This is a genomic window from Paenochrobactrum glaciei (genome assembly GCF_039522165.1).
Classification (GTDB): Bacteria; Pseudomonadota; Alphaproteobacteria; order Rhizobiales; family Rhizobiaceae; genus Paenochrobactrum; species Paenochrobactrum glaciei.
The window spans coordinates 67,000-86,280 of sequence record NZ_BAAADE010000009.1 but is presented as its reverse complement, the minus strand read 5'-3'; the positions used below and the strand labels follow the sequence as shown (position 1 = coordinate 86,280).

The window sequence follows — 19,281 nt, the reverse complement described above, 5'->3', positions numbered from 1 at the left end:
ATAACTAAAACCAAGATGAAAGTGGGATAAAACTATAAAGACGCGCAATGAGATTGCGCTGTCATTCACCTGAAGATTAAATACCAGCAGTCCAATCGCGTGCTGGTTTAATGCCTCGGCTTTGCAATGCTTTAAAATAAGCTTTCAATACCGTAGCGGCATCTTCTCCATTAGCTTCCAGCCATGGTTTAGCAATATTTGGTAAAGTGGCAGCCCACTCAGCTCGTTCCTCCGGACTGAATTCATAAATCTTCAGACCTGCATCCTGCATTTCTTTCAATGCGGCATCTGTTCGCTCAGTGACATAATCACCATGCTTACGCGAGGTTATACGCCCAGCCTCTTTAATGGCTTGAGCAACGTCTTCCGGCAAATTATCAAAGAAAGTTTTATTAGCCGCGATGCCTCCGAAATACATGGAACCAAAGCCAACACGGGCTAAATGCGGAGCCACTTCATAAACACGTGTTGGCTGAACGCCGGAAGCAAAAGAGAGCGTTCCTTCAGAAACACCTGTTTGAATGTCAGTATAATAAGTGGTCAATGCACCATCAACCGGAGTGCAATCTGTACCTGCCAACCAATTGGCTGATGTGCCTGGTGCACTCAGTCGGCGATTTTTCACATCTGCAACTTTTGTGATCGGGAAATTTGCATAAATATCATAACTATCAGTAATTAATGATGACAAATGCACCATATTATTATCAGACCAGCTATTTTTCAGCTCAGGCAATATTTCGGTGAGCTCGTCAAATATTTCGATGACTACATTATGATCTGAATTTGCAAAGGGTGTAAAATAAGTCACATTTTGCAATGGCATGGCAGAGCCTTCCCACAGCGTACCAACCATTCCTATATCAACGATACCATCGCGCACTGCAGCCAGAGTATCAGTGAATTTATATAATGTACCGCCATAATTTTCATGCCAACGGATAGAATATTTACCACCGGCCTCCGCTAAAATTCTATCAACTTCTGGCTGAAGTGCGGCCTGCATTGCATGAGCCCAGATATTATTCACCGGATGACTTGATCCGATCTGAATATCGATAACTTCACTAGCTAATGCGTTTGAATGAATAAACGGCATAGCCAATGTCGCTGTAGTGGCAGTTAAAAATACACGACGTGTTAGCATAATCCCCTCCCAGGAAATTTATTTGCAACTTATTGCTGCGTTTCTTCCAACTCGTATTTTTCATTAAGAATTGTTGTGAAGTTGGTAAAAAATTCTTCAGCCAGCTTTTGCGCGGTTGATTGAATAAGACGGCCACCCAAGGCAGCTAATTTCCCGCCAACTGAAGCATCCGCACTATAGTTGAGCAACGTGCCGCCATTATCCTCACTTAAGGTCACATGAGCTGATCCTTTGGCAAAACCAGCTATCCCACCAGAACCTTTTCCGGCAAGCACACAAGAAAATGGCTCTACAATATCACTGAGCTCTACATCGCCTTTAAACTTTGCAGAGACAGGGCCGATCTTAAGCTGCACCACCGCTGAAAATGTTGTTTCGCTCGTTTGCTCAAGCTCCTTACAGCCAGGAATTGCACTGGCTAATACCTCACGGTCAAACAGCGCCTTCCATACAACAGCTGGTGGCTGCATCAAACGTTGGGTTCCGATCAGTTCCATGGTCGTGTCCTCCTTATTATTTCTCACCAATGCCCAAGGCTGCCAGAATTCTTGCTGGTGTCATGGGGGTCTGTTCTATGATGGCATTTAACGGCCTAAGCGCATCGTTCACCGCATTCATAACAGCGGCACCGGCAGCAGCTGTGCCGGCCTCCCCAACACCTTTGGCTCCCAAAATTGTATCTTCTGTAGGAGTTTCAACATGGCCAATGATAATGTCGGGCATTTCACCAGCCATCGGCACTAAATAATCGGCCAAAGAACCATTCGTTAATTGTGCCATTTCATCATAAAGACACTCTTCAAACAGAGCCGGCCCCAGACCTTGCACAACTCCGCCACGAATTTGCTCATCAACCAAAAGAGGATTAATAATGCGCCCGCAATCCTCTACAACCCAGTGCTTCAGTAATTTGACCAAACCCGTCTCGGTATCAATTTCTAAATAAGAAGCTTGAACACCGTTTGTAAAAGCGAATGGATATCCGGTTGGTGCAAAATGATGAGCAACTGTGAGAGAACTATCCGTACCAATTGGCAATGTGTCTGGCCGGTAAGTCGCTATACGGCTGAGTTCAGCAAGTTCCATGCGCCTCTGATTAGTTTTTACTTCAAATATTGCCTTATCACGCAATATCAGCTCATTCGGTGAAGTCTGTAAGATAGCACCGGCAATAGTTAGTATTTGAGTAGCTAGTTTGCGCGAAGCCAATAAAGCTGTCTCTCCACCAATACCGGCTCCCCGACATGCCCATGTCGCACCGCCGGAAGGTGTATGATCCGTATCGCCTGTTGTTACTTTCACATTTTCTGGTGCGACGCCTAATTGATCTGCAACAATTTGAGCAATGATCGTTTCAGTACCCTGCCCTTGCTCTGTCACCGAAATAGAACAATGAATGTCACCACCGGGTGTCAAACGTAAAACCGCACCATCCTGTGCAGAAATACGCGCACCACCAACACCATAAAAAGCAGCCCCGGGATTTGTAATTTCAACAAAAACAGCAATGCCAATCCCGCGATAAATGCCTTTTTTACGTAACTCTGACTGCTCTTGACGGAGCCCTTCGTAGCCCATCATTGAATAGAGTTTTGTCAGGCACTCTTGGTGGGAAAGTTTTTCAAAGCGATAACCTGTGGCAGAGGTGTTAGGATATGCGTCATCAGGTATGACATTACGTAGCCGTATATCAAAAGGATCCATATCCAGAGCTTGCGCTGCCTTATCAACCAATGCTTCCGTGACACCACAGGCAATCGGATGACCGACTGCACGATATTGGCTCGTTTGTACTTTGTTTTGATAAACGACCGACAACCGGCCATGATAATCCCGCATCTTGTATGGAGCGCCCATCAAGCGGATTGCCTGATTTCCCTCAATAACGGATGTACGCGGATAGGCAGAAAAAGCGCCCACAGGTGCCAAATCATCCACCTGCATGCCTAAAACAGTACCCTTATCATCTAACGCCATTCGCGCTGTTATATGGTGATCTCGTGCATGTATATCTGAAACGAACGATTCAAGTCTGTCTGCAACAAAACGTATAGGTCGGCCAAGCAATATCGAAGCCGCAACCGCGCCCATTTCTTCATTATAGACGTGCAGTTTCATCCCAAAACTTCCGCCGACATCCGGCGCGATAACACGTACTTTATGATCTGGAAGACCAAAATGACGTGAATAAACATCTTGAAACTGAAACGGAGTTTGAGTGCCATGATGCACTGTTAATTGTTTGGTCGCTGCATTGAAGTCTGCGATAATCGCACGCGGCTCTAAAGTGACAGCTGTATGGCGTCCGAATTGGTATTCACCTTCGACTATTAATGCTGCACCGGCAAAAACTTGATCAACATCATCCGTTTGCAACACAGTTTGATAAGCTACATTGCTTTTCAATCCTGGGGTGGCAATGACAGCTTCGGCTTCCATGGCAAGTTTACCATCAGCCACCACTTCTTCTTCTTCAATTTCCAGCCAAATTTTTTCACAAGCATCTTCTGCTGCCGCGCGGCTATTCGCTAATACCATTGCAACCGGATGGCCGGCCCATAGCACATGCTCATCTGCAAGAATATTTTGCGGCATGCTTACCATACCGGAAAAATGTTCCAGATTACTTGTCCAGGGCGTGCATATTGGATTGAGGTCCTGAGCTGTAAAAACCTTTACAACACCTTCTGAGGTCATTGCCTCATCAATGTTCAGCGTAGTGATACGCCCGCGTGCCATTGGGCTTCGCAAAAAGGCAGCATGTAACATACGTGGCAAATGCAAATCAGTGACATAGTTTCCACGTCCTGAAAGATGCCGCAATGCATTGTCACGTCGTTGCGCATTACCAATATGTCGTACAGGGCGATCATGAAGCATCATGTTTGATCCCCTGCCTGACGCTTGAGAGCGGTTTCAGAAATAGCATCCACAATGGCTTCATAGCCGGTGCATCGGCAATAATTTCCAGACAAAGTTTCGCGAATTTTATCTCGGTCAGGTTGAGGATCCTGCTTTAATAAACTATGCGCGGTCATCAGCATTCCGGATGTGCAATATCCACACTGCAATGCATTACGACTATGAAACGCCTCTTGAAGATCGCTAATTTTTCCGCTTTCACTCAAGCCTTCAATGGTTGTAATTTTTTCACCCGACATTTGAACCGTCAGCAGAAGACACGCATGAGCAGCTGTACCGTCGACCAGAACTAGGCACGCGCCACACACGCCCATTTCGCAACCAAGATGTGTACCCGTCAAACGCAATTTATCACGTAAAAAATCTGCTAAACTTAAACGTGGCTCGACCATATCTTCAATGAGCTCGCCATTTACATACATAGAAACAGCCTGCTTCATGCCGCCACCTCTACAGTCATATCAGATAGATTTTTGATACGTCTGAGCAAGCGGCCAAGCAGAACACGCGCCATGTGCAACCGCACATCAGCAGGTAGGTGCGGGTCATCTGCTGGGTCAATATCCTCACCTAATAAGCCCAATGCAGAACTTATATGCTCTTCATCTAATCCGGAACCGACTAAATGTTTTTCTACAGTAACAGCGCGCATAGGAATATTACCTACAGAGCAAAACACAATACTGATATCATTCACTTTTTTCTGCTCGTAGATGCCCTGTATGGCCAAACCTACCATAGCGTAATCACCACGACGACGAACCAGTTCATCAAACGCATAAACTGAATTTTCTTGCTGAGGAGGTACAAGGATCGAACGTAAAATTTCGCCGGGTTCAATCACTGTTGTATAAAGATCAATGAAATAATCATCTGCTTCAACGTAGCGAACACCTGTGGGTCCAACAATTTCTAATCGGGCACGCAATGCGCGAATAACTGCCGGAAATTCCGATGCCGGATCAGAGAGCGCGAGATTGCCGCCTATCGTTCCACGATTTCTAATAGCCGGGTGCGCCACATAAGGAGCCGCCTGAGCTAATATAGGAGCATGTTGCCTGATTAAAGGATGTTCAGCAATTTCAACATGACGGGTCAATGCGCCAATCCGCAACCAGTCATCCTGAATAGAAACCCCTTTCAATTCCTCTATATGCGCTATGTCAATCAATACCGCTGGCGCCTGCAATCTTAAGGCAAGCGATGGCATCACACTATGCCCGCCAGCAAGGTAAATGCCCTCTCCATCAGCCGCCTCATAAGCTGCCAAAGCATCAGAAAGGCTATCGACACGCAAATAGTCAAATTCAGGGAACTTCATTTTTCCTCCCAAATGCGACTCCCACCGCATTTGTTACCACTTGGTTACAACTATATTATTTAAAATTATTGTTGCAAGAGGAAAATGACCATTTGGTAACTTTACGAATAAGCGCTATATAGAGAATTGAAAAAGTTAAGGTTTTGACACATGAGTATGCCAGCACAACCGCAGAAGCGGAAAAACATGACAGGTGAAGAACGCGAACAACAAATATTGGAAGAAGCAGTTCGCTTCTTTGCCGAGGTTGGCTTTGAAGGACAAACACGAGAACTCGCAAAGCGTCTTTCTATAACTCACGCAGCCATATACCGACATTTCCCAAGCAAAGATGCTTTGATTGAACGTGTCTATGAGCACGTCTATACAAAGCGATGGCGCACCAATTGGGAAACATTGATACTGGATCGTACAAAAAGCCTAGAACAGCGCATGGTCGAGTTTTATTTAGATTATGCTGATTGTGTCTTTGAATATGAATGGGTACGGATTTTCATCTCATCCGGCATGAAGTCATATGGATTGCCGCAACGCTATCTTGCTATAATCCGTAATAAAATCATTATCCCGGCGGCAGCAGAACTGCGCTTTCAGCTGAACCAACCAGAAGGTCCCATCACTGAGGAAGAACAAGAAGTCTTTTGGGGGCTACACGGCAGCGTATTCTATATTGCGATACGAAAATTCATATATGATACACATATTAACGAAGATATTCCCACAACCGTTGCGAATACCGTTCGTGTTTTTTTTAAAGGTCTAACAAGCTCAGACATTTCCCACAGAGCATCATGAATATGATACAATGTTACCCATGCCGCATTGAACCGCTTAGCTTTTCGTTACTCGCACCGGATTGCTGCATTTATTTGTAAGCAAGGGGGTTCATGCATTAAATCAGCGCATTTTGCGCTGTCAGTGCCTCACGGACTGCTTCTGTGCTCAATGAGCCGGAAGCATGCAGAGCAGCTGCAATACCCGCAGCGTGGCCAGTGGCAAAAGCTGTGCCCATCACCCGAAGCGAACCATAAGCTGCACCATCAGCACCCGTAACGCGCCCGCCCAAAAACAAATTATTCGTCGCAGCCGCGCGCAAAGCATTCAATGGAATATCGGCAAAGCCATCACCGCCCAGATCAATAAATCTGGCGCGACCTGGTGCTTCATGCACCTCCATCGGCCATGCTGCACGGGCAATGCCATCTGCACGGCGAGAGCCATTTTGCAAGGCTGCGCCGGTCATATCTTCCAGCGCCTGTGGGCGGCGGGTTTCACGGATACCAATTTGCGGCCCTGTTGAAGCGATAAAGGCTTTTTCAAAACCCGGCATTTTTTGCAAGATTTTTAAGTTTCGCCATGCTTCAAAACGCGCCTGACGCTCTGCCGCGCCAAGGCTTGCACCACTCAAGCCATCAGTTTCAAGATCGATTGTCATCCACCAATAGTCATTGGAGATTGGCAAACGCATCATAACACCACCATCAGCACGGTGGATCGGCGTGTCGGAACTGGCATTATGCTGCTTGATAAACTCTGCCATCAATGCGCGGTCAAACTTTACGCCATCAGCAATACCACCAATACGCACCGGCATCGAAGCGGGTTGCACATGGTCGCCCGCAACGCTGTTGACACTCATTTTTGTGCCCGCTAGTGCGCTTAAAGTTGCCTCACCGCTGGCATCAACAAATGCACCGGCCGTCACATCATAACTGCCCGCGTGGTCAGTAATGACAATGGAAGCAATGCCATCAGCGCCCTTTGTTACCGCAGTCACACGACTATGCAGCACCACATCAAGGCCGGAAACATCCGTCAAACGGTCAAAACCATATTTAAGCGCTTCCGGATCAAGCATAATAATCCAATTGCCACTATTGGATTTAACCGGTGCAATATCCTGACCAATCTCGCGCAATATATTGAGAAGATCTTCACCAACCCCACGCACGGCCACAACCGGCTCCGGCCCTTTTTGATAAAAACCGCAATAGGCAAGCACCAGAGAGTTTGCAGCAGCACCGCCTAAAAACCCATAGCGCTCAACCAGCAAAACCTTGGCACCAAGACGTGCAGCACCTACGGCGGCACTTGCTCCGGCTGCCCCGCCCCCAACAACGACAACGTCATAATGACACGAACGCTGATTAGCCATTGGTTTGTTCTCCCGGGATCACGCCCATTACCTGACCGAGTGCAAAAAGCTGTGCTTTTGCCATTTCTTCGCCGGTTTGAATTTTCAAATTACGTTGTGCCGCAGCGATCAGCAGCGGCGTCATTTTCGGACTGGTAACCACATCAGCCACCAAGGAACCTTGCGGCAGCAGATCCAGAATAGCCTCGGACACAGGCAGCGGATCATCCGCTTTCATGCCACTTGAAGAAGCGTTAATAACCAGATCAAAAGCTCGGTTTGGCAAGGCTTCAGCCGCAATATCAACCTGCGGAAACGCTGTTTTCAATCGTGCAGCCAGCTCAGCAGCACGCTCTGGATTGCGATCATGAATGATGAGCTGTGCCACTCCGCTGCCAGCCATGGCATAGCCGATTGCACTGCCGGCAGCACCCGCCCCCACCATCAAGACGGCTTTGCCTTCAGGCTCAAATCCATGCAGACGTGTGGCACCTAAAAAACCAATGCCATCAGTCATATCCGCGCTCAAGCGTCCGTCAGGGTGACGCCGAACAACATTGGCAGTGCCTAAAAATTGCGCAGTCGGGCTCAATTCATCAACCAGTTCAGCAACCGCATTTTTATGCGGGATAGTGACGACAAACCCGTCAAAATTCTGCCAGCCACGCACTGTTTTAACAAAATCAGCCACATTTTCAGACAAAAGATCGATAGCAATCATGGCCGCATCTTTTTGCGCACCGGCAAAATAATCATTGAAATTATCCGGTGATTTAACCTGCGTTATCGGTGAACCGATGATCGCGACCAAACGTGTTTTGCTGCCAACCAATGCTTTTCTCCTGAACTTGTGATCGAGATTAGAGCGGGAGACCTATTGACTCCAATATAAATTATGGCTGAAGACATAAGTCTGATTTATAGGGTGAAGTAACGAGCTGATGCAGCATCCCAAACTAAAAGAACGCCAGATCGAAATTTTTCGCACCATCATGGCCACCAATTCCATGACGGCAGCTGCGCGTCATTTAGGCGTTTCTCAGCCTAATCTTTCCATCGCAATCAAGCGTTTGGAAGATCAGCTCGGTATTGCATTATTTGCCCGTATTTCTGGCAGATTGGTGCCTACACAAGAAGCAGAGTTGATTTTTGCCGAAGTGGAGCGCGTAAACCAGCAATCGGAAATGCTCTCTGAACTGATCTATTCCATTGCGCGCGGTGATGCCTCAACTTTTCGGTTTGGTTCCACGCCGAGCCTTGGTGTGCGGCTTATTCCCAAGGCGCTGCGACGCCTGCAATTGGAGGGCACGGCCGGCACTTATTATAGTGACAGCTTGTCCCAACGCGATGTGCGCGACTATCTGCTTTTTGGTCAAGGCGCTTGTGTCGCCACCATTGCTGAGGTCAATGATCCGGTGATTGAAACCACCAAAGTGGCAAGCGCAGGCTTGGTGTGCGTCGTGCCGAAAGATCACCCGTTGGCGGGTAAAAAAACCGTCTCGCCACTGGATATTGCGCATGAGCCACTGATTTCTTTTGGCGCCACCACCACCCATGGCTTGTTCATTGATGAGACCTATCGGCGTTGGGGTGTTTCGCGAGAAACGGCTGTCTATGTGCATTTTGTCGAGGCAGCACTTTCTTTTGTCAGCGAAGGCATCGGCATCACGATTTTAGATGCGTTTTCTGCCATCAATTGTGAGGCTTTCGGCCTTGTCGCAATACCGATTGAGAATAGCGTGAGTGTTTCGGCCTATGTTCATATTTGCCAGTTGCGGCCACGACAAAAAGGCGTAGATAGCCTGATTGATGCGCTGCGTGACATTGCCAATGTGTCAATTAAGGCTGACGCAGCCCAATAAAATAACGGAGGAGAGCCCGCCCATGCTTAGGCCAGCCAATCAGCTGTTTTCAGGCTTTGAAGACAATTGCATCAGCACTGAAAATGTCGATTTTGCCGTGTTGAGTAAAGGTACGGGGCCGGCCATTTTGCTCCTTCATGGCTATCCGGAAACGCGCACCGCATGGCATCGGATTGCGCCGGAACTGGCTGAAACCCATACGGTTATCGTGCCGGATTTACCTGGTTATGGCCGGAGCCGCGTTAAAAATAGCGTCGCCGATATGGGCTCAAAACGCGCTATGGCTAAAAGCTTGCACGAGATGATGCGCGCTCTAGGTCATGATAAATTTACGGTTATCGGCCATGACCGTGGCGGTCGTGTTGCCTATCGTATGGCGCTGGATTTTCCGCAAAATATCACTGCACTTGTTTCGGTCACGGTCGTGCCGACGCCGGAAATGTGGGAAGGCGTCAACAAGGCTTTCGGGATGGGCGCCTGGCACTGGTTTATGATGGCGCAACCCTATCCGCTGCCTGAAAATTTGATGGCTGGAAATCCGCGTTTTCTGATCGACACAACGCTGCAAAAAATGACCGGCAATATTGATCTGCTAGATCCATTAGCCCTGGACGATTACCGCACCGCATTTGATGATCCGGATGTGCGCCACGGCATTTGTGAAGATTACCGTGCGGGTGCAAGCGTGGACGAAGCCGATGATCTAGCAGACCGCAATCAGGCAAACAAAATCCATGTGCCGGTTTTGTTTTTTTGGGAAGAAGGCCGTCGCTATGGCGGTGGCCGCGAGCCGTTGAACATCTGGGCAGACTGGACCGATTTGGCCGAAGGCCAGCCACTCACCGGCGGCCATTTATTGCCAGAAACCGCCGCCCCTGCCCTGTTGAAAGCGCTGCATCCATTTCTTCGAAAGCAGGAACAATGAAGGATATAAACGAGCAAAGCGACAATAGCGCGTCTGATACTCATGAAAGCCTGTTGAGCCTGCGCCAAATGGAAGTGTTTCACACGGTGATGCAAACACGTTCCATCACCGGTGCTTCCAAAGTGCTGCATGTGTCTCAGCCAGTTTTAAGCCGCACAATCCGGCGGATCGAAGACCAGCTCGGCATTGCATTATTTGCCCGTGACCGTAACGGCCTCGTGCCCACTTCAGAGGCTTTGCAGATTTTTGCCGAGCTTGATCCGCTCATCCGCCAGCTGACCAGTGTCGGCACGCAGATTGGTCGAATCGCGCGTGGTGAAACGGCAGTTTTCCGTGTCGGCTCCACTGCAAGTGTGGCGCGCGCACTCATTCCGCAATCATTGCGCACATTATCTGTGGAAGTTCCGGGCATTGAGCTGTTTTTTGACGTGTTACCAGTCAACCAGATTGAGGACTATCTGATCACCGGACGCGGTGAAGCAGTGGTCACAATTGCGTCATCAGAACATCCGTTGATTGCCAGTGAGCATGTTGGCAAAGTGGATCTTGTTGCTGTTATTCACAAAGATCACGCCCTTGCCCAGCGCAGTATTATTCGAGCCCATGATCTGGCAAATTGCGATTTTATTGCATTTTCTACCGGTGGCGCGCATCAAACAGTGGTTGATCGCTTCTTAAACAGCGAAAAACTAAGCGTTAATACCCGTGCCGTTGCCCGTTATGCTGATACAGCGCTGGCACTGGCCAGTGAAGCTATGGGAATTATCCTTGTTGATTACCTTTCAACATTAGGGCCGCTTGGCAATAATCTTGTCGTACGGCCGATTGAAAATGCACCGCAATTTTCAATTTCTGTTTTGTGGAACCGCCGCAGGCCGCATTCGGCCAATTTACGCAAGCTGAAAGAGATACTTGCCCGCAAACTTGAGGGGCTGCCAGCTCTTGCCTGAAATGTCACAACCGCTATATGTTCGCAGGACATGGGAGACATAACCATTTTGCGTTGTCTCACATTTCAGTCAATGCCATGAAAGTGAATGGCACGCATCCGTGTCACCTTCGGGAGGAATAGCTATGAATATGTTTTTGAACCGCCGTCAGGCTTTGGTCGGCATGGGCGCGCTTGGCGCGGCTACAGCCTTTGGCATGCCTGCACGTGCCGCAACCCGCAATCTCGCTGTGCTTCATCTGGCCAGCCATGCGCCGAGCTTTATCGCTTTTGAGCGCGGCTATTATAAAGATGCAGGCCTCGATATTGAACTGAAATTCTTTGAAGCTGCACAGCCAATGGCCGTGGCTATTGCTTCGGGTGATGCCGATTTTGGCGTAACTGCCATGAGCGGCGGCTTGATCAGCCTTGCACAAAAAGACGCCGTTAAAGTTATCGGCGGCGCATTGACCGAGCAAAAAGGCGTTACCGGCGCAATCATTCTGGCATCCAACAAAGCCTATGAAGCTGGTCTGACCGATCCTTCCAAGCTCTCCGGCAAAAGCTTTGGTATTACCACTGCCGGTTCTTCCTTCCATTTCATGGCGCATAAAATTGCGCAGGCCAACAATATCAAGCTTGCTGATATGCAACTTCGTCCGTTGCAAAAGCTTGGCGCGATCGTTGGTGCGCTGACCACCGGTCAGATTGATGCATGGGCCATTCAGCCAAATGTTGCCAAGAAGATGATCCGTGAAGGTGCTGCCAAGCAGATCGGCCTCGTTTCCGATTACGCACCGGATTATCAGGTAACAACTGCCTTTACCTCAACCAAAAATGCTGCCAATGAGCGCGAAATGACTGAAGCTTTTGTCAAAGCTTACTCACGCGCTATCGCTGATTATAACGCAGCCTTCATCGACAATAAGGCAGATGACAAAGAGCGTGATGATCTGGCGAAAATCGTTCACAAATATGTTGAAAGCGACAGCCCTTTCGAAACAGCCAAGCAGAACCTGATTGATGGTGCAATGAAGGTCAATGAAGGCCTTGCTCTTTCACTCGACAGCTGCGTCGAGCAGCTCGAATGGTTCAAATCTGAAGGCATGGTCAAAGATGCCATCACCAAAGAACAGCTGTTTGACACATCATACGTCAAAATTATCTGACCGGCATACTAATCTCGCGGAGGCGTTTTTTACGTCTCCGCTAAGGAGAACTCATGGATCTGAGACTTAAAAACATCAGCCATTCATATGGATCCGTTGAGGTTCTGAAAGACATTTCGCTTGATATCCCTCAGGGTCAGATCGTCTGTCTTATCGGACCTTCGGGCTGCGGGAAATCAACATTACTCCGCTTTCTGGGTGGCTTGGAAAAATCGACATCGGGCGAGGTTTTGCAGATCGGCAATCCGCCGCAAAATTCCCTCAATCCCCTAACTTATGTGTTTCAGCACTTTGCCCTGCTGCCTTGGCGCACGGTCGAGGGCAATATCAAGCTTGTTCTCGAAGATCACGGTATAAGTAAACGCGACATGGATGACATTGTCACCGATGTGCTTGAGCGCACGCGTCTTTCCGATTTCCGTCAGGCTCTGCCTAAGCAATTATCCGGCGGCATGCGCCAGCGTGTTGCAATCAGCCGCGCTTTGGCTGTGCGTCCTGCCGTGATGCTGATGGATGAGCCGCTTTCTGCGCTCGACAGCCAAACGCGTGAATTGCTGATGGATGATCTGGTGTCGCTCTGGACACGCCAGCCTTTCACCTCCGTTTACGTCACTCATAATCTGAATGAAGCCGTGCGGCTTGGCCATCGGGTCGTTGTTTTGTCACGTCGTCCCGGTCGTATCCGTGAAATAGTCGATATTGATATTCCGCTGAACGAACGCCATTTGGGCGATCCGGTGCTGGAAGAAAAACAAAAACAGCTCTGGGAACTGATGCGCGAAGAGGCTGCGGCCGCAGACAAGGAATTGGTCAATGTCTGACGTTACCACCATGACATCAGCTGACATGTCAGCAAAAAAAGACACAGCGCCGGTGCGCCCTGTTCTGTTTCGTGGCGGCGGCTTTGCGCCTGTTCCGATTAAAGGTGTCGGCATTGCCGTTTTTGTAGTGCTGATCCTGCTAGCAGAAATTGGCACACGCAGCGGCTTTATTTCAAGCCTGACTTTGCCACGCCCGACTGCTGTCTTCGACACATTCGTGCAATTATGGCAAACGGGTTTGCTCTGGAAACATTTACTGCCATCGCTGCAACGTTTGTTTGTCGGTGCATTTATGGGTATTGCCGTGGGCGTCGGTATCGGTGTGCTGATCGGCTTGTTCAGCTATGTCCGCGCGGGTCTGGTGCCACTGGTTGCAGCCCTTTTTCCAATCCCGAAAATTGCATTGCTGCCGCTTTTCGTAATTTGGTTCGGCATTGATGAAATGTCGAAATATGCGCTCATTGCTTTCGGCACATTCACGCCAACCGTTGTTGCCACTTATGGCGCGGTTGATAATGTTGATCGTTCGCTGATCCGTATGGGACAAAGCTTTGGCCTGAGCTGGTGGTCTATTGTCCGCAAAATTGTGCTGCCAGGTGCTTTTCCGGCTATCTTGTCAGGCTTGCGCGTGTCGATTTCAATTGCGATCATTCTGCTTGTCGCTGCTGAAATGCTCGGCGCACAATATGGTGTTGGTTCCTATATTCTGGAAGCCGGTTCGCTCTATGATCTTGAAAAGCTTTTTGCCGGTGTCACCATCCTGTCAGTGATGGGGCTGATCGTGAATTTCATTATCGGCAAGATCGAAAAGCACTTCCTCAGCTGGCGCGGATAATTCCCCGCTGCCTAGCAGAGCCACTACTATTTTAAGTTACAAAAATGCCGCGATAGATGGTTTTAAGCAGCTATCGCGGCATTATCATTTAAAGCCTGTTAGCCACGGCTTTTAGGTGTCAGTTCGGCAATTTCTGTTATTGAGGCTCAAGCTGTCCACGCAAAACGCCCATCGGATTTTGTTTTGTATGAATGTTGAAATACCACAGACCTCTGATCAAGCCATCCTCCTGCTCATCCGTCAGAACTTGCTGCCCCTCAATCGGGCTGGTCAATTGGTCTGCCGGAATGTTGATGATAATATCAGCGTTTTGTGCCGGTGATGCCGGTCCGTGGAAGTGTGCCGCAACCGGTGTTTGCGTGGTACCGCTCAAGCCTGAATATGTCACTTTCCACTGAAGTGTTTTTGTTTTCCTGTCATATTGAGCCGTCACCTCGCCAGTGGCTTTATTGCCTGTAACAGGTGGAATTTCATTCATCGGCGACATTGTAGTATTAAAATTATAGATCGCTTTTTGATCTTTTTCACAGCTAACAATCATATTCCCGTCAGGATTAAGCTGCTTTACGATATCACCTGCATAAGCGAAAAATGAATATTTAGCCGAAGTTCCCACAGTCCCATCTTCTGCAACATAAACATATTGCGCATCATTGGGCTGCGGCAAATCCAAGGTTGACGTATTCACAAACCGCCCTGAACCACTTACCCTCAGGCTATCGCTGTTTTCTGTAACAATTGAAGTGTCGTATTTGCCATTGATAAGCAGATAAAGTCGCCCATTATCATCAATATGGTGAGGGCTTTTATTTGCAATATCAAATACCGGCACATCACAAACGGGGTTATCTCCGATCGTTACAGGATTCTTACGGATAACAGGCGCTATAAAATCCTTGCTCAAACTATCCGGATTATAAACGACAATACGAGCTGTTTCCGAGATGTTATTAGCAAATGGCCAGTAAATCAGCTGCCCACCTACAACCTTATCAGTCGGGCTTAAGCGCAGAGTTGCCAAGCCTGTCTGATCAGTCTGCAAATAAAGATGTGCTTTATTGTCATTGGCAGGATCATTGAAAATACGGATATCGGAGGCCATGCCGCCAGAGACCTGTTGTAAATTCAATGAAGTCAATAAAGAACCGCCCTTCTCTTCCGTGATATGGGCGATCGAATTGACAAGCACTTGTGAAGCATTATCCAGATTTCGGCCATACCAAACATAGTCAACCGATTTATATCCTTCCGGATTGCCGGGCATCGAGCCCGTTGTTTGAAAAACGCGAACATTGCGCTCTTTGTTTTCCTGATAGAGCATCAAAGCATGGCCTGATTTCTTATTCTCGATTTGCACCAAATAAGGAATATAGGGTGTCTCTTGCGTAATCTCTGCCGGATTGACACTTTCAGTGTATATCTTGAGTGGTATTTCACTCACACCATTGAGCAACGGAAAATAAACATCAAACTCAGCCTGACCATCCTTGCCTTTTTTGGTAGCAGCAAAAACTTTTTGCACATGATGCGTATTCGTGATTGTATCAGGCAAAGCTATATAGGCTGGCGCTTCTGCATTTGATTTAGATTGGACAGACAGCGTCAGACCAGAATATGAATTAGCAAAATAATTTTCATTACTTTTTTTAAAATTATAGTCTTCTACATTTATAATATTCTGAGCATATGCGCTGCCAGAAAATATGAAAAATAATATTGATGAAGATAACCATAAATTTCTTTTAAACATATAAACACCATAAATAAATAAAACAAAGAAAATTTAACTTAAATTACAATTTATTTATTTCTATATATAAATATAAATTTTAAAAATGAGTTTTAAATTTGGTTGTATTTTCACTATTATAATTGAGCTTATAATTTTTGACATTCATTCTTAAATATTTTTTCATCACTTGACCACACAAGATAACCTCTGTACCAATTGGTAAAATATAAAACGATTGGTACAGGATTCGCCATTCATGAAGCATTATGTGACACGTCATCAACCACAACAGCCGCTGCGCATGTCAGCCATTGCAGGTGCTGGTGGTTTGCTGGCAATCGGCGCGCTCGGAGCTCTCAGCTTCTATTCCAGCTCGCCCTTTATCATGGCGCCTTTTGGTGCAAGCTGCGTTCTTTTGTTCTCCGCACCAGCAAGTCCCCTCTCCCAACCAGCCAATGTTATCGGCGGTCATTTTGTTTCGGCTCTAGTCGGATTATTAGCTCGCCAAGCTTTGCCCAACGAATGGTGGGGCGTTGCCATTGCCATCGGCTTGGCCATCAGCATCATGGCCGCATTACGCATTACCCATCCGCCAGCAGGTGCCGTACCGCTTGCTATTTTTGCAGAAAATCCAGGTTTTGAGTTTCTGATTATGCCTGTCATGATCGGTGCGGTCTTGCTCGTCACCATCGCTTGCTTCTATCATCGCTTAACGCGCGGGATTTATCCTCTAAGGAACAGTTAATGGTCAAAATCATTCTGGAAAAAGCCGATATCATCCCTCTTTTGGGGGAAGTTTTTCGTCGCTATGGTTTTGATGGCACAAGCATTGCTTTGATTTCTGAGCATACAAAGCTTGGCAAAGGCAGCCTTTATCATTTCTTTCCCGGTGGCAAAGATGAAATGGCCAAAGCAGTGATAGCCGATATCGGCGATTGGTTCGAGGCAAACATTTTTCTGCCACTCGAACATAATGAAACGGATGCTCTCGCAAAAATGTTTTCGGCCGTTGAGACATATTTCAAAACGGGTCGTAGAATTTGCCTCATCGGCGCATTGGCTCTGGTTGAAACCCGCGATCGTTTTGCCGAAGAGGTAAAACAATATTTCAGTCGCTGGATCGAAATACTAGCTACACATTTAGTGCATCTTGGGCATGACAAAGCACAAGCTTTGCAATTGGCCACAACCACTATTGCAGGCATTCAGGGCGCGATTATTGTCACCCAAGCTTTGGATAATGAGCAATATTTCACCAATATAATGCAATCATTACGTCAGCTGAACCTGCGTCACTAAAAATCTTGCTCAACATGGTTTGATGTGATCAAAAAATTGCTACAATCTACAGGCGCTGTTATATAGGTTTTAAATATTCGGTGGGCTTTTCTAAAGACAAGCTCGTTAAGGGCGGCGGAATGTCAAAACAATTTGAACCTCTTGCAGGCATCGTAACAACCGATCTGGCTGCCATTACCCGTGGCCGGTTTATACAAGCATATAAATTTGACGACCTAAAATCCCGCGGCGTGGGCTGGATACCATCCAACCTGTCACTGACCGCTTTTAACAGGCTGGCAAGCCGAAATATCTGGCTTTCATCGGGTGATTTACGTCTTATTCCTGACGAAAAAGCACGTTTCACTACCAGTAAAACAGGTACTGAAACAACCTTCGATATGATCATGGGTGACCTGACCGAAATTGACGGCTCACCTTGGGTCGCCTGCCCGCGCTTTTTTTTAAAACAAGCCATTAGCGCCCTCTATCAAGCAACCGGCCTCAAATTAAAAGTTGCTTTTGAACAAGAATTTTATGTCTTTGAAACGGGTAAGGCACCGGCGCATTCTTTGTCTTTTTCAGGACTTCGGCAGCTTGATCCTTTTGCTTCGCAACTGGTTGCAGCTCTCAGTGATGCAAATATTGAGCCTGAAGTGGTGTTGGCAGAACTCGGGTTTGGACAATTAGAAATCAGCATTTCGCCCGATGATCCGCTCTATGCCGCAGATAAAGCCATTGCCGTGCGGGAAATCACCCGCGAACTCGTGCGCAATTATGGCTGGGAATGTAGCTTTGCCCCCAAACCTTTGGCCGATCAGGCTGGAAATGGTGTCCATATTCATTTTAGCCTCACAGATGCTGATGGTCGCTCTTGTAGTTATGATGAAAATGGCACAGCTAAAATGTCAGCCGGCATGGCCGCTTTTTGTGCAGGCATTTTAGCACATTTACCTGCGATTTTAGCCTTAACGGCTCCAAGTGTTTCCTCTTATATACGATTGAAACCCTATAATTGGAGCTCGTCTTATACATGGCTTGCCGAGCAGGATCGCGAGGCAAGTTTGCGGGTGTGTCCGGTTCTGAAATTGCCCGGTCTGAATGTAAGAGAGCAACTTAATGTGGAATATCGCGCCTGCGACGCTACCGCCAATCCATATCTGGCATTGGCTATGCTGATTTATAGTGGGCTGGATGGCATAACCAACAAGCTCAAATTACCCATTTTGACAGATAAAAATCCGGAAGAAATGAGCCAGTCAGAGCGTGATCATCATCAGCTCAAGCGCTTACCCGAAACGCTGGAAAAAGCCTTGGACGCACTGAAAACTGATCCGATAGCACTTGGATGGTTGCCGGAACCGTTAAGAGAAACATTTTTTGCGGTGAAGGAATATGAGATCGAGCGTGTCGCACACCTCGATCAAGAGGACATTGCCGCGCTTTATCGGAAACTCTATTAAAATAAAAACGGCCGGTTGATTTTTCAGCCGGCCGTTTAAAAGATTATTTCTGAGGCTTGAGGAAGCTGACCACTTCATCCGATGAAACCACATGACAATAAATCATGTTGATGATTTCAAGTTCATGGTCATGCAGCTCTTTGGTTGCTGCGGCACAGCAATCTTCAACCACCACCACATTGAAACTTTCATCAGCAAGGCTGCGCACGGTGGATGAAATACACTGGTCAGTGAAAATACCCACAACAATAACGTTTTTGATGCCCATATTCTGCAAGATCAACCGCATATTGGTGCCGGTCAGGGCACTGTCTGTTGTTTTGCAGAAAACAATCTCATCGCCCTGCGGCTGTAATTCCGGCACAATGCTGGATTCTTCAGCATCTTTCGGCAGCAACAGATAATTCCAGCCCGGCTTTTTCTGGCTGAGGGAACGATCACGGCCATTATCTTTAAGACAAGCGATGCGTGCAAACATCACTTCCAATTCTTGAGAGCGGCATTTGTCGATCAGTTTGGCAACATTAGGAATGACAACATCATTCATGCGCTCGCGAAACGGCGCCCACGCGTCACGCTGTGCGGCATCTTCAGAAGGCACCAGATAAACACCTTGGATGTCGACGACCAGCAATGCAGTTTCAGCTGGATCCAGCACAATATCATCAGGCTCCGGTGCGCCCTGATAATAAAACGAACGATAATTAGTTTTCCAGCTCATAGAATTCTCCCGATCATATATGA

19 protein-coding genes are annotated in these 19,281 nt (G+C 47.5%); 10 read left to right on the top strand and 9 right to left on the bottom strand.

Annotated elements, in window-relative coordinates; all coding sequences use genetic code 11:
• Positions 1-76 precede the first annotated feature (76 nt).
• From ABDZ76_RS15255 to ABDZ76_RS15235, 5 genes are read right to left on the bottom strand one after another with little or no spacing between them, the layout of a single operon-like run.
• Positions 77-1,147, bottom strand: a complete 1,071-nt coding sequence (locus tag ABDZ76_RS15255) for a C4-dicarboxylate TRAP transporter substrate-binding protein (RefSeq protein WP_343807342.1) — start codon at positions 1,145-1,147, stop codon at positions 77-79.
• Positions 1,148-1,176: 29 nt separating this feature from the next.
• The gene (locus ABDZ76_RS15250; protein ID WP_343807339.1) at positions 1,177-1,644 is read right to left on the bottom strand and encodes an SRPBCC family protein; all 468 of its coding nucleotides are present in this window, start codon (positions 1,642-1,644) and stop codon (positions 1,177-1,179) included.
• A gap of 16 nt (positions 1,645-1,660) precedes the next feature.
• On the bottom strand, positions 1,661-4,030 hold the full coding sequence (locus tag ABDZ76_RS15245) for a xanthine dehydrogenase family protein molybdopterin-binding subunit (protein ID WP_343807336.1): 2,370 nt from the start codon (positions 4,028-4,030) through the stop codon (positions 1,661-1,663).
• Positions 4,027-4,509 carry a (2Fe-2S)-binding protein gene (locus tag ABDZ76_RS15240; RefSeq protein WP_343807333.1) on the bottom strand — a complete coding sequence of 161 codons (483 nt, stop codon included), beginning with the start codon at positions 4,507-4,509 and terminating at the stop codon, positions 4,027-4,029. Before ABDZ76_RS15240 ends, ABDZ76_RS15245 begins: the two co-directional genes overlap by 4 nt.
• Positions 4,506-5,390, bottom strand: a complete 885-nt coding sequence (locus tag ABDZ76_RS15235) for an FAD binding domain-containing protein (protein ID WP_343807330.1) — start codon at positions 5,388-5,390, stop codon at positions 4,506-4,508. Before ABDZ76_RS15235 ends, ABDZ76_RS15240 begins: the two co-directional genes overlap by 4 nt.
• Before the next feature lie 150 nt (positions 5,391-5,540).
• Between ABDZ76_RS15235 and ABDZ76_RS15230 the strand changes: the two genes are divergently transcribed.
• Complete coding sequence (locus ABDZ76_RS15230) at positions 5,541-6,185, top strand: TetR/AcrR family transcriptional regulator (RefSeq protein WP_343807327.1); 645 nt, start codon at positions 5,541-5,543, stop codon at positions 6,183-6,185.
• 97 nt (positions 6,186-6,282) lie between these two features.
• Here the strand turns inward: ABDZ76_RS15230 and ABDZ76_RS15225 are convergent, their stop codons facing one another.
• Both ABDZ76_RS15225 and ABDZ76_RS15220 read right to left on the bottom strand, forming a co-directional pair.
• On the bottom strand, positions 6,283-7,545 hold the full coding sequence (locus ABDZ76_RS15225) for an FAD-dependent oxidoreductase (RefSeq protein ID WP_343807324.1): 1,263 nt from the start codon (positions 7,543-7,545) through the stop codon (positions 6,283-6,285).
• Positions 7,538-8,356: a shikimate dehydrogenase family protein gene (locus tag ABDZ76_RS15220; protein ID WP_343807321.1), complete on the bottom strand. Its 819-nt coding sequence runs from the start codon at positions 8,354-8,356 to the stop codon at positions 7,538-7,540. The genes ABDZ76_RS15225 and ABDZ76_RS15220 overlap by 8 nt, the downstream gene beginning before the upstream one ends.
• 109 nt (positions 8,357-8,465) lie before the next feature.
• Between ABDZ76_RS15220 and ABDZ76_RS15215 the strand changes: the two genes are divergently transcribed.
• The 6 genes from ABDZ76_RS15215 to ABDZ76_RS15190 all read left to right on the top strand — a co-directional run bounded on the left by ABDZ76_RS15215 (position 8,466) and on the right by ABDZ76_RS15190 (position 14,064).
• Positions 8,466-9,386 (top strand): LysR family transcriptional regulator, encoded by a 921-nt coding sequence (locus ABDZ76_RS15215; RefSeq protein ID WP_343807318.1) that lies wholly within the window; start codon positions 8,466-8,468, stop codon positions 9,384-9,386.
• Positions 9,387-9,408: 22 nt separating this feature from the next.
• Positions 9,409-10,311, top strand: coding sequence for an alpha/beta fold hydrolase (locus tag ABDZ76_RS15210; RefSeq protein ID WP_343807315.1), 903 nt, complete (start codon positions 9,409-9,411; stop codon positions 10,309-10,311).
• On the top strand, positions 10,308-11,261 hold the full coding sequence (locus ABDZ76_RS15205) for a LysR family transcriptional regulator (RefSeq protein WP_343807312.1): 954 nt from the start codon (positions 10,308-10,310) through the stop codon (positions 11,259-11,261). Before ABDZ76_RS15210 ends, ABDZ76_RS15205 begins: the two co-directional genes overlap by 4 nt.
• A 124-nt stretch (positions 11,262-11,385) precedes the next feature.
• On the top strand, positions 11,386-12,408 hold the full coding sequence (locus ABDZ76_RS15200; RefSeq protein ID WP_343807309.1) for an ABC transporter substrate-binding protein: 1,023 nt from the start codon (positions 11,386-11,388) through the stop codon (positions 12,406-12,408).
• Positions 12,409-12,461: 53 nt separating this feature from the next.
• Positions 12,462-13,229 (top strand): ABC transporter ATP-binding protein, encoded by a 768-nt coding sequence (locus ABDZ76_RS15195; RefSeq protein ID WP_343807306.1) that lies wholly within the window; start codon positions 12,462-12,464, stop codon positions 13,227-13,229.
• A 10-nt stretch (positions 13,230-13,239) separates the two neighbouring features.
• A complete protein-coding gene (locus tag ABDZ76_RS15190) occupies positions 13,240-14,064 on the top strand; it encodes an ABC transporter permease (RefSeq protein ID WP_343807383.1) in 825 nt (274 codons plus the stop codon).
• Positions 14,065-14,200: 136 nt separating this feature from the next.
• Here ABDZ76_RS15190 and ABDZ76_RS15185 read toward each other — a convergent pair whose 3' ends face one another.
• Positions 14,201-15,616, bottom strand: coding sequence for a CHRD domain-containing protein (locus ABDZ76_RS15185; RefSeq protein WP_343807302.1), 1,416 nt, complete (start codon positions 15,614-15,616; stop codon positions 14,201-14,203).
• Positions 15,617-16,052: 436 nt separating this feature from the next.
• Between ABDZ76_RS15185 and ABDZ76_RS15180 the strand changes: the two genes are divergently transcribed.
• From ABDZ76_RS15180 to ABDZ76_RS15170, 3 genes are all read left to right on the top strand, one after another.
• Complete coding sequence (locus tag ABDZ76_RS15180; protein WP_343807299.1) at positions 16,053-16,541, top strand: HPP family protein; 489 nt, start codon at positions 16,053-16,055, stop codon at positions 16,539-16,541.
• Positions 16,541-17,095, top strand: a complete 555-nt coding sequence (locus tag ABDZ76_RS15175; protein WP_343807296.1) for a TetR/AcrR family transcriptional regulator — start codon at positions 16,541-16,543, stop codon at positions 17,093-17,095. Before ABDZ76_RS15180 ends, ABDZ76_RS15175 begins: the two co-directional genes overlap by 1 nt.
• Positions 17,096-17,214: 119 nt before the next feature.
• Positions 17,215-18,537, top strand: a complete 1,323-nt coding sequence (locus tag ABDZ76_RS15170) for a type I glutamate--ammonia ligase (RefSeq protein WP_343807293.1) — start codon at positions 17,215-17,217, stop codon at positions 18,535-18,537.
• Positions 18,538-18,580: 43 nt separating this feature from the next.
• Here ABDZ76_RS15170 and ABDZ76_RS15165 read toward each other — a convergent pair whose 3' ends face one another.
• Positions 18,581-19,258: a cysteine hydrolase family protein gene (locus ABDZ76_RS15165; RefSeq protein WP_343807290.1), complete on the bottom strand. Its 678-nt coding sequence runs from the start codon at positions 19,256-19,258 to the stop codon at positions 18,581-18,583.
• Positions 19,259-19,281: the final 23 nt, after the last annotated feature.